Here is a 21,097-nt window from a genome sequence, read left to right as displayed (position 1 = left end):
TAAAAATTTTAATTCTCATGCAAAACATCATTGGGTTAATAGAAAATATCGTGCCAAAATATTTTTTTGATTAAAATTGTTGACCAATAATGAAATGAGTTTCCCAACCATTTTTTACCGTGCCACCTGGTAAAGGATCAAAACCATGACCAAAATCAATACCTAGCAATCCAAAGGCAGGCATAAAAATACGAAGTCCTATTCCAGCAGATCGTTTAAGGTTAAACGGATTATAATCTCTAAAAACATCAAACGAATTACCGCCTTCTAAAAATCCTAAGGCATAAATTTTAGCTGAAGCTTTTAAGGTGATAGGATAACGTAATTCTAAAGAAAACTTATTATAGATAGTACCTCCATCAGTACTTGATAACGATTGATTTGGGTAACCACGCAATTGAATGGCTTCTCTACCATCTAAACTATAGTTACCTAAGCCATCACCACCAACAAAGAAACGCTCAAAAGGAATAACACCTCTTGCATTATTATAAGCCCCTAAAAATCCAAATTCAACTTTTGGTCTTAATACTAAATCTTTCGCTATTTGGGTATACCATTCGCCAGAGAATTTTACTTTATAAAATTCTAACCACTTATAACGTTCTTGATCAATTTCAGTAATTCTGGTGGTTGCATTTGTACGAGCTAACAGAGAGTTATTAGGATCTGCTGAAATAATACTATTTGCTTCGCGTTCTGCCTGAAGTGCATCATAATCTACACCGTTAAATAGCGAATATGGTAATGAAAATTTTCCAGTAATGCTGAAATTTGATCCGCCAGTAGGATAAATAGGGTCTACACTGGTGTTATTTCGACTTAATCCTACTGTATAAGATAAGTTATTGGAATAACCATCACCAAAGGTGAATAAACCTGTGTTGTAATTATTTAAATCGTAACGTTGAAAACTTATAGCTTGAGATAGCGTAAAATAATCATCAGGAACTGTTAATCGTTTTGCTAAACCAAACGTAATACCAGTAATGTTAAAACTTCTACTCTTATCGGCATTTCTGGTAAGAGGGTTATATAAAAACTGTTTGGTATGGGATAAGGACGTTGAAAACTGAACGGGACGTTTACCGCCTAACCATGGTTCGGAGAAAGAAAAACTATAGGTTTGAAAAAATCTACTAGCTTGTAAACGTAATGCTAATTTTTGACCATCACCCATAGGGATTGGTTTGTAGGCCTCTTTTTTAAAGATGTCTTTTATAGAAAAATTGTTAAAGGATAATCCTAAAGTTCCTATAAAACCACCGCCACCATAACCACCCTGTAGCTCGATTTGGCTAGACCCCGTTTCTTTAACCGAGTATTCCATATCGATAGTACCTTCAACCGGATTTGGGTTTATGAAGTTTGGTGAAATTTCTTGAGCGTCAAAAAAACCAAGTTGACCAAGCTCTCTTACCGTACGCACTACATTTGCTTTACTATATAATTGCCCGGGTCTTGTACGTATTTCTCGGTAAATTACATGGTCGTTTGTTTTATCATTTCCAATAACCGATACATTGTTGAAATATGCGGGCTTACCTTCAGAAATTCTAACCTCAATATCAATAATATTATTATCGGCACTTACTTCAACAGGGTTTATGGTTGAGAATAAGTAACCGTTATTTTGATATTGGTTTGTTATGTCAAAAGCATCTGGTTTGGTATTGTCTGCTATTCTTTTTTGTAATTCAACACCATTATAAGTGTCTCCTTTTCTAATACGTAAAAGCCTGCTTAAAAATTCATTTGAATACACCGTATTACCTATAAACGTAATGTCACCAAATTTATATAACTCACCTTCATTAACTTTAATTCGTAATGAGATGGTTTCATCATTGTTTATAATAACACTATCAGAAATAATACGAGCATCTCTATAGCCATTTTCTTTATACTTTTCAATAACATGACCTAAATCTGCTTGATAAGCGGAGTCAATAAATTTTGAACGTTTTAAAATTCTAAGGCGATTAATTTTTTTAGTGTTTTTCATAGCTTTTCTAAGCTTTTTATCACTTAAAACATCATTGCCATCAAAAACAATATTCTTAATCTTTACCTTTTCACCTTTATCAATGTTTAGTACCATATTAACTCTTGCTGTTTGCACAGAGTCTTTAACTTCTACGGTATTAATAAGTACTTTTGAGTTTAAAAAACCTTCTTTTTTATATTTCTTTTCTAAAAAGTTTTTAGTCGTTGTTATAAGGTTTTCTGTAACCTTAACACCTTTATTAAGTTTAGCTTCTTTTATAATACTTTCTTTTTTACCTTTTTTTATACCATTAATTTTTAACTCGTTAAGTTGAGGTAAATCAGAGAGTCTTATTTGTAAGTAAGCGACATCGCCTTCTATTTTTGTAATGTATACTTCTATATCATTAAATAGTTTGGAACCCCATAGTTTTTTAATGGCATTGGCAATATCTTCACCAGGAATGGTCATTTCCTTTCCTTTTCTTAATCCTGAATAAGTAATGATGGTTTGCTCGCTAAATGTAGTATTTCCAGAAACCGAGATGTCTCCTAATGTGTACTTTTTACCTTCAATGTATGGTAAATCTTGAGCTTGAATACTAAAACTTCCTGCGAAAAATAAAATAGCTATGCAGTACTTTAAATATGTTTTTACTGGTAAAGTATTAACTAAGTTGTTCACTTGTTTTCCCAAATCGTCGTTCTCTTTTTTGATATTCAATAATAGCTTCATATAAATGTTGCTTGGTAAAATCGGGCCATAATACACTAGTAAAGTATAATTCGGCGTAAGCGATTTGCCATAACAAAAAATTACTTATACGTTGCTCGCCACTAGTTCTAATAAGCAAATCCACGTCTGGTAAATTTTGCGTGTAAAGATGCTCATTTATAATTGATTCTTCAATATTTTCGGGCGAAATTATATTATTTTTAACTTTAATGCTAATCTCTTTAACAGTATTTAGTATTTCTTCTCTAGAACCATAGCTTAACGCAAGCGTTAATGTCATTCTAGTGTTGTGTTTTGTTTTATCAATGACCTCAAAAAGCTCTTTATAAACTTTTTTTGGAAGTGTGCTTAAGTTACCAATTGCTGAAAGTTTAATGTTATTGTCCTGAAGAGTAGCGATTTCCTTTTTTAAGGATGACACTAACAGTTTCATTAAAGTTTGAACCTCCAATTTTGGGCGGTTCCAGTTTTCGGTTGAGAATGCATAAAGCGTTAAATTTTCAACGCCTAATTCTGCTGATGCCTCCACCGTTTGTCTTACTGCTTTGGTTCCATTTTCATGACCAAAAGCCCGCATCATACCTTTTTGTTTTGCCCAACGCCCATTACCATCCATAATAATAGCAATGTGTTTTGGTAACTTTTCAATATGTATGCTGTCTTTTAAGTCCATCTTATTCTACGCAATAGCAAGGGTTTTCTCCAAAGGTATAAGTAAGTGTAATACCAGAGAACACATACCAATCGTTATTATTTATATTTCCAAAGCGGTATTGTTGTCTGAATTTATCATCAGGAATACTTCCATCCAATTCATCTGAAAACGTGTAGCGTGCTCCAACCTCAATACCTAAAATAAAATTTCCTAAAAAATTAGTTTTAAACCCCAATGCCATGGGTATTCCATAAGCCCAACTTGCGGTGTTTTCTGGAGTTTGAGAGCCATTTAAAAAGTAATGATTATCATGATTAGCTACACTAACCCCTGTAAATAAATAAGGAGTTCCTAGCTTTTCACCTGTGTGAAGATTAAAGTCAATAAAAGTGAATTCTATACCCATTGAAAACTCTATAATTTGACTTGAAAATTCATAACCTCTTTGAATTCGACGAGGGTCGTCTGAATTCGTATCTATACCTTCCAGTTCGCTAAAAATTATAGATGCTCTGTACGAGTGTCTTTTACTTCTATTCCATTTGTAAATACCGCCTATAGCCAATTGGTTGGGCGAAATATAATTTGTTGCCCCAACGTCTCCAATAAAATTACTTCCACCTGCAAAAACACCGATTTCATTAATTTGGGAGTAACTAAAATGGACGCTTAAAATGCTTAATGTCAATATGATTAAATGCCTCATAAATATTCAAAAGTTTGCAAATATAATAAATAAGATTAGCCCAAAACAATTTGAACCCAATAGTATTAGTGTAAAACAGATTTTCTTTTGAATTATTGTTTAATTACGCTTGTCTTCGCCCCATAGTAGTTTCTTTCGAAGGGTCGCTAAAAAGCTTTCATCAATAAGGTCAATCATCTTAATTTTAAAATTAGCCTTTTTAATTTTAATTAAAGTACCATTATTTAATGTGGCTATTCTAGAGTCTAACGATACTAAATGTTGTTCTTCTCGTCCGTCGACTCTTAATTGAATTTCTGTTGAATCTGGTATAATCAGTGGGCGAGCACTTAAGTTATGCGGTGCTATTGGTGTTAAAACAAAGCTATTTGCTCCTGGAGTAATTACAGGGCCGCCACAGCTTAAAGAATAACCAGTTGAACCTGTTGGTGTTGAAACTATTAAGCCATCACTCCAATATGATGTTAAAAACTCACCATCTAAATAAGTTTCAACAGTAATCATAGAAGTTGTATTTTTTCTGCTTACCGCAATCTCGTTTAATGCAAAATTAAATGACGTAATATCGTCATTCTCGGGAGTTGTTTCTATAGCTAATAAACTGCGTTCGGATATTTTATACTTACCATCAATAATGTTTTGTATTGCAAACTCAATAGCTTCTACTTGAATGGTTGCCAAAAAGCCTAGCCTTCCAGTATTAATGCCTATTATTGGAATGTCTATATTTTTTACAAAAGTAATGGCTCTTAAAATAGTACCATCACCACCAACACTTACCAACAAGTCAAATGAAGCGTCTAACGTATCAAAAACTTTAAATGCCTCAAAATCTTTAATATTATGTGATTCGTTTTTTATAAGGTTGTAAAACTCGGTTTCAATATAGGCGTCAACATCTTTTTTAGTTAAATAATTAAAAAGAGTTTCAACCGAGTCACTGGTGGTCTTGTTATAAAATCTTCCAAAAACAGCTACCTTCATATTATTAAATGTTTAAATAGCGTTTTAAATATTCTGAACGTTCCTTCAAACTTTCAATATAACTATCTTCTTCATGACCAGAAACGATATTATAACTGTATCTTCTGAAGGTTTGTATAATTTCGTTAAGCCCAGTATGGCCAATTTTTAATGTGATTTGAACTAAATCGGTATTCATTTTAGAAACAAAAGCGCCTAACAGTTTACCGTCATTAGATTCTACAATCTGACTTATTTCACTAAATGAATAATCGTTTATTCCTTTTTCTACAACCAAAATACCTCCAGCTTCAGAGAAAAAAGGCGATTCGCTGAATAAGCTAATAACATCGTTAAGCTCGTAATAGCCTAAATACTTATTTCTCTCATTTAATACAGGCATTACATTTGTGGAATTTACAGCAAAAGCCTCCAAAACATCAAGCCAAAGTGTATTATCACGCACGAAAAAATCTTCTAGGGCATATTTGTACTCGTTGAGGGATTTTTCAGCATCAAAACAATGTGCGTCGGTTTCAGAAAAACACCCTAAATATGCTTTGTTATCATCTTTTACAGGGATGTGGGAAAATGTTAACTGATTAAAAAGTAATTGCAAATCGCTGACTTTGCTTTTACTGTTTAAAGGCTTTATATCATTTATTATAAGTTCCGAAAGTTTCATTGTTGTGTTTTAATACAAGTGCAAATTAATCAAAAAAAAGCTATGTATGCCTGTTCTACTTTGTATTTTTGTCTTTTAAAATTTGTTAAATGGCAAAGTTAAGTGTTAATATTAATAAGATAGCAACATTAAGAAATTCTAGAGGAGGCGATGTGCCAAATGTTGTTCAATTCGCTAAAGATGTACAACGTTTTGGAGCCGAAGGCGTTACTATACACCCTAGGCCAGATGAACGTCATATTCGATATCAAGATGCAAGAGATTTAAAATCTGAAGTTTATACCGAATACAATATTGAAGGTAACCCTATCGCATCTTTTATGAAGTTAGTTTTAGAAGTTAAACCAACTCAGGTTACTTTGGTGCCCGATGCAGAAGATGTTATAACCAGTAACGCCGGTTGGGATACGTTAAAACATAAGGATTTTTTGATTGACATTATTAAAGAGTTTAAACAAAACGGAATAAGAACATCTATTTTTGTGGATCCTGTTTTAAAACAAATAGAAGGTGCTAAAGCAACAGGAACAGATAGAATAGAATTATATACAGAAGCTTTTGCACATCAGTATAGTTTAGGTAACAAGGATGCTATAAAACCTTATTTTGAAAGTGCTCAATTAGCTAATAATTTGGGCTTGGGTATTAACGCAGGTCATGATTTATCGTTAGATAATATTAAGTTTTTTAAAGATAATATCCCTAATTTATTAGAGGTTTCAATTGGGCATGCTTTGGTGGCAGAAAGCCTCTATTTAGGAGTTGAAAACGTTATTCAAATGTATTTACACAAACTTAAATAATGCAGTTACATTCAAATATATTGGGAGAAGGTAGTCCCTTTGTTATTCTTCATGGATTTTTAGGTATGAGCGACAACTGGAAAACACTTGGAGCTCAATTTAGTGAACAAGGGTTTGAGGTGCATTTAATAGACCAGCGCAATCATGGAAGAAGCTTTTGGAGTAACGAGTTCAATTACGAAGCTCTTGTTAAAGATTTAAAAAATTACTGTGATCTGCATGATTTAAATGATATTATTCTGCTAGGGCATTCTATGGGTGGAAAAACTGCTATGTTGTTTGCCGCAGAATATCCAGATTTAGTTTCAAAATTATTGATTGCTGATATATCACCTCGTTTTTACCCAGTCCATCATGATGCTATTTTGAACGGATTAAGTGCTTTGGATTTTGATACTATAAAAAGTAGAGGTGAAGCAGATAAAGTGTTAAGTGAATATGTTTCCGATTTTGGCACGCGCCAATTTTTATTAAAAAACCTTTATTGGGTAGAAAAGGGACAATTAGGATTGCGTATGAACTTGGAGATATTAAAAGAAGAAGTGAGTGAAGTTGGTGAACCTCTTCCAAATCATGCCGTTTTTGAAAAAGACACCTTGTTTTTGCGGGGTGACCGATCTGAATATATTGGAGTTGGTGATGAAAGCATTATAAAAAGACATTTTCCAAAAGCAAAAATTGTAACAATTTCAAATGCAGGTCATTGGTTGCATGCGGAAAATCCAAACGATTTTTTCGATGCAGTAATACGGTTTGTTTCTTAATTTATTTTGTATTTTTATTGAAACTTTAACTTATGAATTTTATTCTAAAATTACTTTTAACTGCTTTGGCAGTGTTTATTTTGGCTTATTTTTTACCTGGTGTAACCTTGTCGGGTGATGTGTATGTAAATGCTATTATTGTGGCAGTTGTTTTGGCAGTTTTAAATGTACTAGTAAAACCTATATTGGTTATTTTAACCTTGCCGATAACCATCGTTACCTTAGGATTGTTTTTATTAATAATAAACGCCTTAATAATTTTATTAGCCGATAAATTAATAGATGGATTTGCAGTAAGCAGTATTTGGACAGCGGTATTGTTTAGTATACTACTTTCGGTCCTGCAATCTATGTTGCATTCGCTTTTAAAAGAGGATAAAAAACAGCTATAAATCAAGCTATTAAAAACTTTGTTGGGATGTAAAAATATACTATTTTTGCATCCCAATTTTGGTTAAAAAAAGAATCGATATTTAAAATGAATATTACAAGAGAAAACGTTGATGCATTAAATGCTGTAGTAAAAGTAGATATCGCTAAAGAAGATTATAGCGATAAAGTAGAGAAAATCTTAACAGATTATCGTAAAACAGCAAACATCCCTGGTTTTAGAAAAGGCCATGTGCCAATGGGTATGGTAAAAAAGCAATATGGGAAAGCTGTACTGGTTGATGAGGTAAATAAGCTTTTACAGGATGCTTTAAATAAATATTTAACTGAAGAAAAGTTAGACGTACTAGGGCAACCATTACCAAAGACTCAAGATGAAATAGATTGGGAAGCTGATAAATTTTCTTTTGAATTTGAATTAGGTTTAGCTCCAGAATTTGAGGTAAATTTAAAAAGTAAAAAAGCTATAACTCAATACAATATCATTGCAGATGATAAAATGCTAAAAGAGCAAATTGAGCGTATTCAAAAGCAATACGGGAAACTAGTTTCTCAAAAAACTGTTGAAAAAGATAGTGAAATCACAGGAACTTTTACTAACGAAGAAAAAGAGATTAATAATACGGTAACTATTACTTTAGATAAGTTTAAGGGAAAGTCTACGGCAAAACAATTTGTTGGTGCTAAAGTTGGTGATGTTATTACTTTAAAAACTAAAGGGCTTTATGATGACGAGCATGAATTAATGCATGCTTTAAAATTGAGTCATGATGATATTCATGGTTTAGATATTGAAGTTAATTTTGAAATTACTGAAATTAACCAACGCGAATTAGCAGATTTAGATCAGGAATTATTTGATAAGCTTTTTGGAAAAGGAACTGTAACATCAGTAACCGAATTAAAGGCTAAAATAAAAGAAGATGCTGAAAAGCAATTTGTTCAGCAAGCAGATCAAAAATTGTTAAACGATGTAACTGAGTATTTAGTTGAAAACACAAAGTTTGATTTACCATCAGAATTTTTAACAAAATGGATGCAAACTGCAGGTGAGCAAGAAATGGATGCAGATCAAGCTAAAGAAGAATATCAAAAATCTGAAAAAAGTTTACGTTACCAATTAATTGAGGGTAAGTTAATTGAAGAAAATAACATTCAAATAACTATGGATGATATTAAAAATCATGCTAGACAAATGATTAAAGCTCAAATGGCTCAATTTGGTCAGATGAATCCTTCAGATAAAGAATTAGATGATATTGCTGCTCGCGTATTATCAAATCAAGATGAAGCACGACGTATTTCAGAACAACTTATTAGTCAAAAGCTCCTTGCACTTTACAAGGAAAAAGCAAATCTTAAAGTTAAAGAATTGAGTTACGAAAACTTTGTTAAAGAAGTTTACGGTGACAAATAAGTAAAGAATAAATGCTTATATTTAAGCGCTTAAATCTTGAGATTTAAGCGCTTTTTTATTCAATGGAAACCTTATTAAAAACCGATTTTAACGTATCTTGATGTAAGTCAAGAGTTTAATCAAAATAAAATTTAAATCAGATTATGGATTACGCAAAAGAATTTGAAAAATTCGCGATAAAAGATCAAGGTATAAGCAGTACATATTATAACAAAATAATAAGTAGTATGTACCCAACCAACCTAACCCCAAATATAATTGAAGAGCGTCAAATGAACATTGCTATTTTCGATGTGTTCTCTCGTTTGATGATGGATAGAATCATTTTCCTTGGGACTGCAATAAATGACCAAGTAGCTAATATAATTCAAGCACAACTGTTGTTTTTACAAAGTACAGATGCTACTAAAGACATTCAAATTTATATCAATTCACCTGGTGGAAGTGTGTATGCAGGTTTGGGAATTTATGATACTATGCAGTTTATAAAACCAGATGTTGCTACTATATGTACAGGAATGGCAGCATCTATGGGTGCTGTGTTATTATGTGCAGGAGAAAAAGGAAAGCGCAGTGGCTTAACACATTCTCGAGTGATGATACATCAGCCTATGGGTGGTGCTCAAGGGCAAGCAAGTGATATTGAAATTACAGCTAGAGAAATTTTAGTTTTAAAAGAAGAGCTTTATAAAATTATAAGTAAGCATACAGGTCAAGATTACGACAAAGTGTACGAAGATAGTGATAGAGATTACTGGATGAAGTCCGATAAAGCCAAGGAATATGGCATGATTGATGAGATTTTGGCTCGTAATTAAATAAAAATTAGTAATTTTAAGAATTGTTATAGAGGGATTTGTAATGATTTTACTCCCAAAATAAATTAGATTAATGGCAAAGGAAGAACTAGAATGTTCGTTTTGTGGTCGTAAAAAACCAGAGACGAACTTATTAATAGCAGGACTAGATGCGCATATTTGTGATAGGTGTATAGAACAAGCCCACGGCATTGTTATCGAAGAATCTAAACAAAATGATAGCAGCGATTTATCTGCCGAATTAAAACTTCGCAAACCTCAACAAATTAAAGCCTTTCTTGATGAATATATCATCGGTCAGAATATGACTAAAAAAGTCATGTCAGTTGCCGTATACAATCATTACAAAAGATTGCTTCAGCCAGTAACGAAGGACGATATTGATATTCAGAAAAGCAATATCATCATGGTTGGGCAAACCGGTACGGGAAAAACATTAATGGCTAAAACTATTGCTAAAATGCTCAATGTACCATTAGCTATTGTGGATGCCACGGTTTTAACTGAAGCTGGTTATGTTGGTGAAGATGTAGAAAGTATACTAACACGTTTACTACAAGCGGCTGATTATAATTTAGAGAAGGCTGAAAAAGGCATTGTTTTTATCGATGAAATTGATAAGATTGCTCGAAAAAGCGATAACCCATCCATAACACGAGATGTATCTGGTGAAGGGGTACAACAGGCTTTATTAAAATTATTAGAAGGTACGGTTGTAAATGTTCCACCCAAAGGTGGTCGTAAGCATCCAGATCAGAAATTTATAGAAGTTAATACAGAAAATATTTTGTTTATTGCTGGTGGAGCTTTTGATGGTATCGAGCGCGTCATCTCCAAGCGTTTAAATATGCAGGCAGTTGGTTACAATGCCGCAATGTCTGATGAGGTTGTAGACCAAAATCATCTGTTGCAATATATCATCCCAAAAGATTTAAAAGACTTTGGGCTTATTCCTGAAATTATAGGTCGCTTACCAGTATTAACGTATATGGATCCGCTAGATGCAGATACATTAAGAGCTATACTAACAGAGCCTAAAAACGCCATTATTAAACAATATAAAAAGTTGTTTGAAATGGATAATATAAACTTCACCATTACTGATGGAGCTTTAGATTTTATTGTTAGTAAAGCGATTGAATATAAATTAGGAGCAAGAGGTTTAAGATCACTATGTGAAGAAATTTTAACCGATGCGATGTTTGAATTACCAAGTAGTGACGAGAAAAAGTTAAATGTTACTAAAACCTATGCTGAGGATAAGTTAACAAAAACAACATTAAAGAAATTGAAGGCGGTTTCGTAAGTACTGTTGTTTGTAGACATAAAAAAACCACGCCAATGGCGTGGTTTTATTTTTTATGGATATTAATTAACAATGAACATTATGGTAAATTGTAATTCTTTCATTATTCTTAACCAAAAGTATTGTTAAACTTAAACGTATGCAACCGATTTTTTGGCTTTTAGATAATAAGACGAAATACTCGTTTAAAAACTTTTAAGCAAACACTTAATCGAATTTAAAACATTTAGTCGATATTTTTTACTCTTCTAAAATTACAAATTCAACACGACGATTAGCTTGTAATTCATCATCTGTACAATCGTTTTTACAATCTATTAATGGTTTTGATTCACCAAATCCTTTAGATTGTAACCTATCTTTACTTATACCGTTTTTAATAAGGTACTTAACAGCAGACGCTGCACGCTTATTAGATAAGTTTAAGTTATAAGAATCTCTACCTTTATTATCTGTATGCGCATTAATAGCTAAGGTCATTTCAGGATGTTCCTTAAGTACTTTAATTACTTTATTTAAAGAAATAGTTGATTCCTCTTTTACATTATACTTGTTGAAATCAAAATAAATATTCTCTAATACAATTCTTAATTCGTCATCAACTTTAGCAATTACCGGCTCAGTAGTAAGTAATTCAATATTTTTACGATAAGTTGTTTTGGTTCCTCTGTTAGCTAAAAAGTCAACGGAAGCATCTTTAAACCCATCTTTAAAAGTTGATATTGTATATCTCTCAAAAGGAATAACATCAAAACTAAATATGGCATCTTCTTGAGTTGTTGTTCTTGCTATTTCAATTCCATCCTCATCTTTTAAAACTACAATGGTGTTAGGCAATTGTATTTGGGTTTCTAAATCCAGTATTTTACCTTCTAATTTTTGAATAACTTCGTCATTGGTTGCGGTATAAATATCATAACTTCCTTTACCACCTTGTCTGTTTGACGACACGTATCCTTTGTTTTTTGTTGCTAAAAAATAGGCTACTTCATCGTAAGACGAATTTATAGTATTACCCATATTTCTTGGTGTTTTAAAACCAGTATTAGAAATTTTACTAACAAATAAGTCAAATCCACCTATAGTTTCATGTCCCTTTGAAGAAAAATATAAGTATTTACCATCAATGGATAATGACGGATATTTATCGTCTAATTCTGTATTTACAATGTTCCCTAAATTTTTTGGAGTTCCTAGAGTGCCATCAGGGTTGATGTCTGATACATAAAGATCATAGCCTCCTATAGAACCTGGCATATTTGAAGAAAAATATAGTTTATCGCCTGCACGATTAACAAAAGGGTTTTCGATAGAAACGTTAGGTTGATTAATACTTAGTAGTTCATTGTTTATCCAATTACCATGAGAGTCTTCTTCTAAATCTGCTTTATATAGTTTATACTCTAAAGAATTTTCTATACTACTTCTAGTATAATATACTGTTTTTTGGTTAGGAGTAAAGCTCAATTGGTCTTCACTCGTATTTGTATTTAAAATTCTAGAGAATAAATACGGATTACTAAGTTGTCCACTATTATCAACATCTAAACAAAATAAATCTTTGTACGCTTCATTAGTATTTGGATCTATTTTTGCTAATCCACCAAGTTTTTTAGAAGATACTATAATGAGTTTATTTCTAAAAAATCCTGAACCAATTTCAGAAAATCGGGTGTTAACTCCAGCGTCTAAAAGTTCAAATTCAAATCCATTGGCATCTATGGTTGCTTTGGAGTCACTTGAAAATGTGTTGGTTCGTGTATTATCGTAAGAATAATTGGTGGCTATTAAATTCGAAGGTCCTTGTTGGCTAATCATAATATTAGAAACAAGGAAAATGAAAAAACATAATTTAGTTTTCATCTTATTGAGGGATTGGATTAATTATATGTAAATATAGTTGTAGAGGTAAGTTATTTGAAAATTTCTTAGACCAATAGCATTTTAAATCGGTAAGTATTTGTTTTAGAGGCGTTTCTGACAGATTAAAATAAACCCTCTAAGAGTTTAAACGCAAAAGCTCTTCCATGTAGTCTCTGGTATTCGAAAGTCTAGGTATTTTATGCTGTCCTCCTAATTTATTGTTTTGCTTTAACCAATCATAAAACAAGTTTTCACGAGCTACGTTAATTTTAGGCTTGTTTAAGGTAATGTTATTGTAGCGTTTAGCTTCATAATCAGAATTTAAGGCTTTTAAAGCGTTATCAAACATTTCATTAAAATAGTTAAGGTCTTTTGGAGCTGTTTTAAATTCAATTAACCATTCATGGGCACCTTTTTCTTTACCTTCCATAAAAATGGGGGCAGCTGTAAAATCTTTAATTTCTGCTTTTGTACGCTTGCAAACCTTTTTTAACGCATCCTCGGCATTTTCAATAATAAGTTCTTCGCCAAAAACATTAATATGGTGTTTTGTTCTTCCAGAAATCTTTATTCTGTATGGACTTATGGACGTAAACCTTACCGTGTCACCTATTTTATAACGCCATAAACCAGCATTTGTAGTAATAATTACCGCATAATTTGTATTAAGTTTTACCTGACTTAAAGGAATTGCTTTTTCTTCAGCAGTGGCATAAATAGTCATAGGAATAAACTCGTAGAATATTCCGTAATCAAGCATTAACAATAATTCATCGGAGTTGTTTTGATCTTGAATAGCGAAAAATCCTTCCGAAGCATTATAAATTTCATAATATCTAAAGTTCTTTTTAGGAAGTATTTTTTTGTATTGATCTATATAAGGAGTAAAGCTTACACCTCCATGAAAATAAACCTCTAAGTTGGGCCACACATCAAACAAACTTTTTTTGTTTGTAGTTTCTAATACATTATTCAGTAACACTAACATCCACGAAGGTACACCTGCAAGACTCGTTACATTTTCGTTGATAGTTTCATCAACAATAGCTTGCATCTTATATTCCCAATCGCTCATTAAAGAAACTTTACTACTTGGAGTACTACTAAACTCTGCCCAAAAAGGCATATTATCAATTAAAATAGCCGATAAATCACCAAAAACGGTTCCGTTCTCTCTGTATAATTCTTTACTGCCACCTAAACGTAAACTTTTCCCAGTAAATAGTTGTGAATCTTCATTGTTATTCAAGTACATGCAAAGTAAATCCTTGCTAGCTGCATAATGGCAATCTTCTAACGATTCTTCACTTACGGGTATAAACTTACTTTTTGCTCGGGTAGTACCGCTAGATTTTGCAAACCACTTTATTGGTGTAGGCCAAAAAAGATTCCCTTCACCATTTCTGGAGCGTTGTATAACATCTTGCCAACCATCGTAATTTTTTATGGGAATGCGTTCAGCGAAAGTTTCGTAGTTTTTTATAGAAGCAAAATCATATTCTTTACCAATTTCGGTGTTTTTAGCAAAATCTAAAAGACTTAGAAGTAGTTCTTCTTGCACTTCGTTTGGGTATTTTAAAAACAATTCAATTTGATGAAATCGTTTTTTTAAAAACCAAGAAGCAATAGAATTTACTAAGGGTATTGGCATATTTATTTTATCTTTAAGTTTTTAAAAATAATACTTTTTTTTCATGTTTTATCAAGGCGTTTTAACAAAAATGGAAACCGAGTTTTCGCAACCCATACAATATTATTTGGTATTTGAAAACGATTTTATAAATATGAATCAGCTGTTAAATAAAGATATCACTATTCAATTTGTTAAGTATCAATGTTTAAACTGCGGATTGGATAAACCTATTTACCGACAAGGGTTCTGTAAAAGTTGTTTTTTTGATATCCCACAAGCCGCAGATTGGATAATGCGACCAGAGTTAAGTACAGCGCATTTAAATAAAGAAGATAGAGATTTAGAATACGAAAAGAAGGTGCAATTACAACCGCATATTGTGTATTTAGCAAATTCAAGCAATGTAAAAGTTGGAGTGACTAGAAAAAGTCAAGTGCCAACGCGTTGGATAGACCAAGGTGCTCACGAAGCGATTGAAATTGTAGAAGTACCCAATAGGTATTTGGCAGGTATTACAGAGGTTGCTTTGAAAGACCACGTTAGTGATAAAACGAATTGGCGAACCATGTTAAAAAACGATATTAAAGATGAAGATTTAGTGGAATGGAGGGAGCGATTAAAGCAATACATACCGGACGAAGCCAAAGATTATTTTATTCAAACCAATACCGAAACTAACTTAGTTTTTCCTGTAAATAAATACCCAGAAAAGCCAAAGAGTTTGAACTTACTAAAAGAGCAAACTTACTCTGGTAAACTCGTTGGCATAAAAGGGCAATATCTCATTTTTGAAGATGATACCGTGTTTAATATTCGAGCTAATGAGGGCTTGTTTGTTAGTATTAGTTTATAAGAAAACAGATAATGAACTCTATTTACGGGATATGAGTATAAAAGTTATTATATAACGATTTGTAAGCAAGTTGAACAGAATCAAGTGAGAAACATTGAACATTTATTAAAAGAATTAATTCCACCATCTAATTATCAAAATCGGAATGGATTTAGCAATGAACATATTGTTTTGAGTTTGACCGAAAAAGAAAAAACTGAAGTTGAGCGGAATTTAATTGAAATGCTCGAAAAAAAAGAAGATGATTTAATCGGAGAAACTTTAACGATTATGAAATCAACCGACTCTCTTCCAACTTTGCGAAAAAGGCTGAATCTATCTAAAAGTCCAACTATGAAAATTATTTGGGCGAGTTATATAAACGAAATAAAAAGCGGAGACGAAGAAATGAAAAAAATAGCTCTTACTGAATTTGACAATGTTTCGGAAAAATACTCACGAATCGGAATCTTTCATCATTTAGCTGGATTCTCTGATTCTAGAATAAATGACAAAATTCGGAATTTTATAAATCATGAAGATTATTTAACTGCTTATAACGCAAGAACATCTTTAGGGATTGATACAGCAGAAATTGTAAATCGAGAGCAAATAAAAAATGGAGTTAAAACTAAAAAATGGTGGGAAATATGGAAATAAAAACACATTGCAACATCCGTCTATATCAAATACTCACCGGTTCATTAGATTACAAAAATATCTCATAAAAAAAGCCACATTTAAAAAATGTGGCTTGTGTGTTTTTATTTGAAATAGCTTATATATCTTCCTGATCTCTTAAATTTTGAATATATGATGCTTTTTGTATTTCACGACGTCTTTTAACAGATGGTTTTGTAAAAAACTGGCCATCTCTTAAGTTTTGCATCACTTTTATATTTCTATGTTTTCGTTTATAACGTTTTAAAGCACGTTCAATGTTTTCGCCTTCTTTTATAATAATTTTTAACATGTATTTCTTTTAATTGTTTGAATTATATTTTTTAGGACTATCCTAAATATGTTTTAAGCACTTTACTTTTTGAAGTATGTCGTAATCTACGAATACCTTTTTCTTTTATTTGTCTTACGCGTTCTCTTGTTAAACCAAAACAATCTCCAATTTCTTGAAGACTCATAGGTTGCTTTTCGCTAATGCCATAATAATGCCTTAATACAACGGCTTCTTTTTCTGAAAGCGTGTTTAATGCACGATTAATTTCTAGGTTTAAAGAGTCTTGTATTAAATCTCCATCAGGTCGTGGCGACTCACTTGCGTTTATAACATCGTACAAATTAGATGTTTCTCCTTCTTTAAACGGCGCATCCATGGATACGTGTCTGCCTGAAATTTTCATCGATTGTTTTACATCACTTACAGTAAGGTCCAATCTTTTAGCAATTTCATCTGCACTTGGGGCTCTTTCATGTTCTTGCTCTAAAAAAGAGTAAGCCTTATTTATTTTATTTATAGACCCAATTTTGTTCAAAGGTAGTCTAACTATTCGAGATTGTTCTGCTAAAGCTTGAAGAATTGCTTGTCTTATCCACCAAACAGCATAAGAAATAAATTTAAAACCTCTAGTTTCATCAAATCGTTTAGCGGCTTTTACCAGTCCAGCATTGCCTTCGTTAATTAAATCGGGAAGTTTTAAACCTTGATTTTGATATTGTTTTGCAACTGAAACTACAAAACGTAAGTTAGCGGTGGTGAGTTTATCTAAAGCTCTTTGGTCGCCCTTTTTTATGCGTTGCGCCAATTCTACTTCTTCTTCGGCAGTAATTAAAGGGATTTTGCTGATGTCTTGTAGGTATTTGTCAAGCGATTTAGATTCACGGTTGGTAACTTGTTTGGTAATTTTAAGTTGTCTCATATATTATGTTGAAGTTTAAAAAAATTGTTCTTCCTACATAATAATCGAATAATCAAGAAAACCTAATTTTTAACCATTTTTTATTCAAAAAGCACTCAAAATCGTTTAAAATTTAGAAAATTTTAAGATTTTTTGACGTTTTTTTAATTTTAAGATTACTTAACCGTATCCTTTTTCTTTTTGTTTAACAAACCACCAAGCACATTTTTTACAGCATCTTTGGTAGTATTAGTTTTTGTAGAGTCTGTTTGTGTCTTATTACCAGTAATGCCATCCAAAACATCTTTTACTGTATTGTTTTGGTTTTTTTGTAATGAATCTGTTTTTGTTTTATTGCTACCTATCAGGTCTCCTAACATATCTTTTACTTTATCTTTCCCTTGATTAAGTAGTTTTTGTTTTTCAATCTCAATAAGCTGCTTTGTTAAATTAGTAACACCACTTGTTAAATCGGTTTTTACAGTAGGGCTAGTAACCGTACCACCAATATTTGCAGTTACAGGAATGGTAATATTTTTTGCTTCCTCGGTATTTATTTTGCCTATTAAACGGTTTACTTCGCTTCCTAAATATTTTGCTGGAATATCAAATACGGCACTATATTCTAAAGATTTGTCAAAACCATGAGACCCAGACACCCTAATAGTGATATCCTCATATTTTAAATCAAACGGTTTTACGCTTACCTTACCATTTGCAAAAGTCAGGTTGGTTTTTAAATCTTTTAAATTAAGCTTATCAAAATCAATAAAGCTTAAAGCGCCTTCAAGTTTATTAATTAATTCACTTTGGTTATTACCTATTCTGGTTGCTAACAATTCAGCCAAAGCATTACCAGAAACAGTGCTTAAGTTTGGTGAAAATTCGCTATCTAAATCACCTGATAAATTAAGTGTTGTATTTAATTTCCCTTGAAGCAATTTAGCTATGGGTGCTATGTTTTGTAATAACTCTAGTTCCTTAAACGATTTAGCAATATCAAAATCATTAGCACCAAGTTTTAAATTAAAAGTAGGTGTTTCATTTTTTGTTGAAATATCGCCCGAAATAGATAAAGCGCCATCAAAAATACTCGAAGTCATATTTTCAAGTGATGCTTGCTGGTCTTTTATAAATAAGGTTCCAGTAACATCTTTTAAATTCAAATTATCATACACTACTGTTTTTGCATTGGCATTAATAATGCATTCTAAAAACGCTGGAATTTTTAATGATTCATTTTGTGTGGTTGTTTTATTCTCAGCAGCAACTTTATCATCTGCAGTCATAAAATCACTTACTTTAAACAGGTTTGAGTTAACATTAAAGTTTCCTTTTAAAGTATTGTTACTCAATAAAAATCCAAGTAGATTTTTAATAGTACCCGTTGCATTTATATCACTATCACCGGTTTTAGCTTTAAAATTATTAAGCGAAACCGTACCCGGATTAAACGTCATATCCGCATTAGAAATATGGATTGGGTTTACAATATCTTCCGAAGAAAAAACAAAATCTGTAATGCTTGCAGAACCATTATTTTTAATACGTTCGTAAGCATTTGTCTCAATGGCATTCATATCAAAACTAGTGTTTAGTTTTGCTTTTAAAATACCAGTAAGCGCTTTTTCTAATTCAATAGGATACGCTTTTGTAAGGTTTGCTAAGTTTAAAACCCCATCAATATCGGCGTTTACCAACATGTTTTTCGTAATATTTTTTAAAGTAGCGGATGATTTAAAAACATCATCGTCTATTTTAAAATTTAAGGTTTTAATATCAATATAAGTATCATCAGTAATACCCGTTGTGTTTTTTATTTCGGTATTAATAGTAATGTTGCTAACTCGTTTTGGCAAGTTTGGGTATTTAAAAGAAGCGTTGTTTGATGTAATACTGATATCGAGATTAGGAATAGTTTCGTCAGAGCTTATTCCTTTAATTATACCTTTAACTTTAAAATCGCCAGTGGTTTGTACGCCTTCAATATTTTTAGAATACTCTTTTGGTATAACCGCTAAGAAATTTTTGAAATCGGACTCTGGGTTTTCAAAAGTAAGATCGATTTCTTGTCCGTTTTCAACCAATTTCACAGAGCCTTTAAACTCTAAAGGTAAATCGTTGATATATCCTTTATTGTCTTTAAATGTATAGATATTGTTGTTTAAATCTAAACCAATAACCGCATCAAGTTTTACCGGATTATTACTTAAATAATTTGTACTATCCATACTGATACTTACATTGGCCTCACTTTTTGTATTTAATTCTGAAGTTTCTGCTGAAAATATACCGTTACCTTCATGATTTAATTCGGTTACTGAAAGCATAATGTTTGAAGCCTCGTCTAAATAAGTCAACGCGCTTTTATTGATGCTATAATTTTCAATATCAAAAGCAAAACTCTGATTGCTATCGGCGGCTACTTGATTTTCTTTTTCTTTAGTAATATCGTAGTTATTATTACCAAATTTATCAGTTTTTAATGTTAAGAGTGCTTCATCAATGTTGATTGAATTTACTACAATAGGGTCTTCACTAGCTTTTTTAAATAGCTCTTTAACTGACATGGTAAATGCTATGTTTTTAGCTGATGCTAAAGTTTCATCTTTAAAGGGCTCAAAATTAGTAATAACCAAATCGCTAACAGTTACATGAGCTTGCGGAAAACTGCGAATAAAACTTAAACTAACATCACTAAATTCTACTTTGGCATTAAGGTTTTCGTTTATAAACCGCTTTACAATGTCTTTTATTTGTCCTTGGAATGCAAACGGGATAGCGATTAAAAGCGCTATTATAATAAGTAAAGTAATACCAGTAATTTTTAAAGCTTTCTTCATAAAGAATATTTGTTATTAAACAGCATCAATCATTTTAATATACGCAAAAATCGGGTTATTGGTTGAGGAACTATCTTATCATTTTGTTAAGATTTGTTGCGTTACAGCAAATCGATTTCTTCATTCACCTTTAAATTGAAGCGTTTTCTGAATAGATAAACGCCTAAATATAAAAAAGGCGTATCGCAAGCTGCAACAATTACTTTAAATAGAAACCCTGAAACTAACAGCCCTTTAAAATTTGCCCAATCTATAATTCCGAAAGAGCAAAGGAGAAATACAATAGTGAAGGTATCAACAAACTGAGAAAACCAGGTTGAAAAATTGTTGCGCAACCATAAGTGTTTCCCTTTTGTAAGTCGCTTCCAGAAGTGGTAAATCTGGATATCTACAAACTGAGCAAATAAATAGGTAAGCATGCTAGCAAAAACAGCAATGGCCGAATTCCCAAAAACCGTTTTAAACATATCATCATTAACATACGACCATGAGGTTGCCGGAACATTATTGGCGGTATAAATGATTAAAAGTGAAAATAAAGAGGCGAAAATTCCAGTAACAACCACATCGTTAGCCCGTTTTTTGCCATAAATCTCACTAATTAAATCGGTGATTAAAAAGGTTATAGGATATGGTAAAATCCCGACTGAAATTTCGAAAAGTTTACTGCCAAAAACTTCTATATCAAGTGGATACCAATAAAAGAACTTCTGAAAAATTAAATTAGAAACTACTAATGATGTGATGAATAATGCGCCTAAAAGGATGTAAATACGTTGTGCCGCAAGTTTGTCTTTTAATGTCATCTATAATTGTGAATAAATAGGTTATGTAAATATAAAGG

The 21,097-nt window shown here is 32.0% G+C and carries 19 protein-coding genes; 8 read left to right on the top strand and 11 right to left on the bottom strand.

Annotated elements, in window-relative coordinates; all coding sequences use genetic code 11:
* Nucleotides 1-70 precede the first annotated feature (70 nt).
* The 5 genes from bamA to L3X39_RS01125 form a co-directional block, all read right to left on the bottom strand.
* A complete protein-coding gene (gene bamA, locus L3X39_RS01145) occupies nt 71-2,722 on the bottom strand; it encodes an outer membrane protein assembly factor BamA (protein ID WP_237229536.1) in 2,652 nt (883 codons plus the stop codon).
* The gene (uppS, locus tag L3X39_RS01140; protein WP_237229535.1) at nt 2,655-3,395 is read right to left on the bottom strand and encodes an undecaprenyl pyrophosphate synthase; all 741 of its coding nucleotides are present in this window, start codon (nt 3,393-3,395) and stop codon (nt 2,655-2,657) included. The genes bamA and uppS overlap by 68 nt, the downstream gene beginning before the upstream one ends.
* Nucleotide 3,396: 1 nt before the next feature.
* Nucleotides 3,397-4,083: a type IX secretion system protein PorG gene (gene porG / locus L3X39_RS01135; protein WP_237229534.1), complete on the bottom strand. Its 687-nt coding sequence runs from the start codon at nt 4,081-4,083 to the stop codon at nt 3,397-3,399.
* 99 nt (nt 4,084-4,182) lie between these two features.
* Nucleotides 4,183-5,067 carry an NAD kinase gene (locus L3X39_RS01130; protein ID WP_237229533.1) on the bottom strand — a complete coding sequence of 295 codons (885 nt, stop codon included), beginning with the start codon at nt 5,065-5,067 and terminating at the stop codon, nt 4,183-4,185.
* 4 nt (nt 5,068-5,071) lie between these two features.
* Nucleotides 5,072-5,731 carry a CBS domain-containing protein gene (locus L3X39_RS01125; protein ID WP_237229532.1) on the bottom strand — a complete coding sequence of 220 codons (660 nt, stop codon included), beginning with the start codon at nt 5,729-5,731 and terminating at the stop codon, nt 5,072-5,074.
* 89 nt (nt 5,732-5,820) lie between these two features.
* Between L3X39_RS01125 and L3X39_RS01120 the strand changes: the two genes are divergently transcribed.
* The 6 genes from L3X39_RS01120 (at nt 5,821) to clpX (ending at nt 11,229) form a co-directional block, all read left to right on the top strand.
* Nucleotides 5,821-6,534 (top strand): pyridoxine 5'-phosphate synthase, encoded by a 714-nt coding sequence (locus tag L3X39_RS01120; protein ID WP_237229531.1) that lies wholly within the window; start codon nt 5,821-5,823, stop codon nt 6,532-6,534.
* Nucleotides 6,534-7,298, top strand: coding sequence for an alpha/beta fold hydrolase (locus L3X39_RS01115; RefSeq protein ID WP_237229530.1), 765 nt, complete (start codon nt 6,534-6,536; stop codon nt 7,296-7,298). The genes L3X39_RS01120 and L3X39_RS01115 overlap by 1 nt, the downstream gene beginning before the upstream one ends.
* 32 nt (nt 7,299-7,330) lie before the next feature.
* Entirely contained in the window at nt 7,331-7,690 is a 360-nt protein-coding gene (locus L3X39_RS01110) for a phage holin family protein (protein ID WP_237229529.1), read from the top strand.
* Nucleotides 7,691-7,776: 86 nt separating this feature from the next.
* Nucleotides 7,777-9,105: a trigger factor gene (gene tig, locus L3X39_RS01105; RefSeq protein ID WP_237229528.1), complete on the top strand. Its 1,329-nt coding sequence runs from the start codon at nt 7,777-7,779 to the stop codon at nt 9,103-9,105.
* A 143-nt stretch (nt 9,106-9,248) separates the two neighbouring features.
* Nucleotides 9,249-9,923, top strand: a complete 675-nt coding sequence (clpP, locus tag L3X39_RS01100) for an ATP-dependent Clp endopeptidase proteolytic subunit ClpP (RefSeq protein ID WP_237229527.1) — start codon at nt 9,249-9,251, stop codon at nt 9,921-9,923.
* Nucleotides 9,924-9,996: 73 nt separating this feature from the next.
* Complete coding sequence (gene clpX, locus L3X39_RS01095; protein WP_237229526.1) at nt 9,997-11,229, top strand: ATP-dependent Clp protease ATP-binding subunit ClpX; 1,233 nt, start codon at nt 9,997-9,999, stop codon at nt 11,227-11,229.
* Nucleotides 11,230-11,469: 240 nt separating this feature from the next.
* Here clpX and L3X39_RS01090 read toward each other — a convergent pair whose 3' ends face one another.
* Together L3X39_RS01090 and L3X39_RS01085 are read right to left on the bottom strand one after the other, a co-directional pair.
* Nucleotides 11,470-13,092: an OmpA family protein gene (locus L3X39_RS01090; protein WP_237229525.1), complete on the bottom strand. Its 1,623-nt coding sequence runs from the start codon at nt 13,090-13,092 to the stop codon at nt 11,470-11,472.
* Between the two features lie 136 nt (nt 13,093-13,228).
* Nucleotides 13,229-14,743, bottom strand: a complete 1,515-nt coding sequence (locus L3X39_RS01085; protein ID WP_237229524.1) for a GH3 auxin-responsive promoter family protein — start codon at nt 14,741-14,743, stop codon at nt 13,229-13,231.
* Nucleotides 14,744-14,786: 43 nt separating this feature from the next.
* Between L3X39_RS01085 and L3X39_RS01080 the strand changes: the two genes are divergently transcribed.
* Together L3X39_RS01080 and L3X39_RS01075 are read left to right on the top strand one after the other, a co-directional pair.
* Nucleotides 14,787-15,578 carry a DUF2797 domain-containing protein gene (locus tag L3X39_RS01080; RefSeq protein ID WP_237229523.1) on the top strand — a complete coding sequence of 264 codons (792 nt, stop codon included), beginning with the start codon at nt 14,787-14,789 and terminating at the stop codon, nt 15,576-15,578.
* Between the two features lie 84 nt (nt 15,579-15,662).
* A complete protein-coding gene (locus L3X39_RS01075) occupies nt 15,663-16,217 on the top strand; it encodes a hypothetical protein (RefSeq protein WP_237229522.1) in 555 nt (184 codons plus the stop codon).
* Between the two features lie 118 nt (nt 16,218-16,335).
* On the opposite strand, the gene rpsU is transcribed toward L3X39_RS01075, so the two are convergent.
* The 4 genes from rpsU to L3X39_RS01055 all read right to left on the bottom strand — a co-directional run bounded on the left by rpsU (nt 16,336) and on the right by L3X39_RS01055 (nt 21,059).
* Nucleotides 16,336-16,530: a 30S ribosomal protein S21 gene (gene rpsU / locus L3X39_RS01070; RefSeq protein WP_237229521.1), complete on the bottom strand. Its 195-nt coding sequence runs from the start codon at nt 16,528-16,530 to the stop codon at nt 16,336-16,338.
* Nucleotides 16,531-16,567: 37 nt separating this feature from the next.
* On the bottom strand, nt 16,568-17,431 hold the full coding sequence (locus L3X39_RS01065; RefSeq protein WP_237229520.1) for a sigma-70 family RNA polymerase sigma factor: 864 nt from the start codon (nt 17,429-17,431) through the stop codon (nt 16,568-16,570).
* A gap of 155 nt (nt 17,432-17,586) precedes the next feature.
* Nucleotides 17,587-20,253: an AsmA-like C-terminal region-containing protein gene (locus tag L3X39_RS01060; RefSeq protein WP_237229519.1), complete on the bottom strand. Its 2,667-nt coding sequence runs from the start codon at nt 20,251-20,253 to the stop codon at nt 17,587-17,589.
* A 101-nt stretch (nt 20,254-20,354) separates the two neighbouring features.
* A complete protein-coding gene (locus L3X39_RS01055) occupies nt 20,355-21,059 on the bottom strand; it encodes a queuosine precursor transporter (RefSeq protein WP_237229518.1) in 705 nt (234 codons plus the stop codon).
* Between the last annotated feature and the right edge of the window lie 38 nt (nt 21,060-21,097).

It is taken from the genome of Flaviramulus multivorans (assembly GCF_021728415.1).
GTDB lineage: Bacteria > Bacteroidota > Bacteroidia > Flavobacteriales > Flavobacteriaceae > Sabulilitoribacter > Sabulilitoribacter multivorans.
This window is presented reverse-complemented; position numbering and strand designations above follow the sequence as displayed.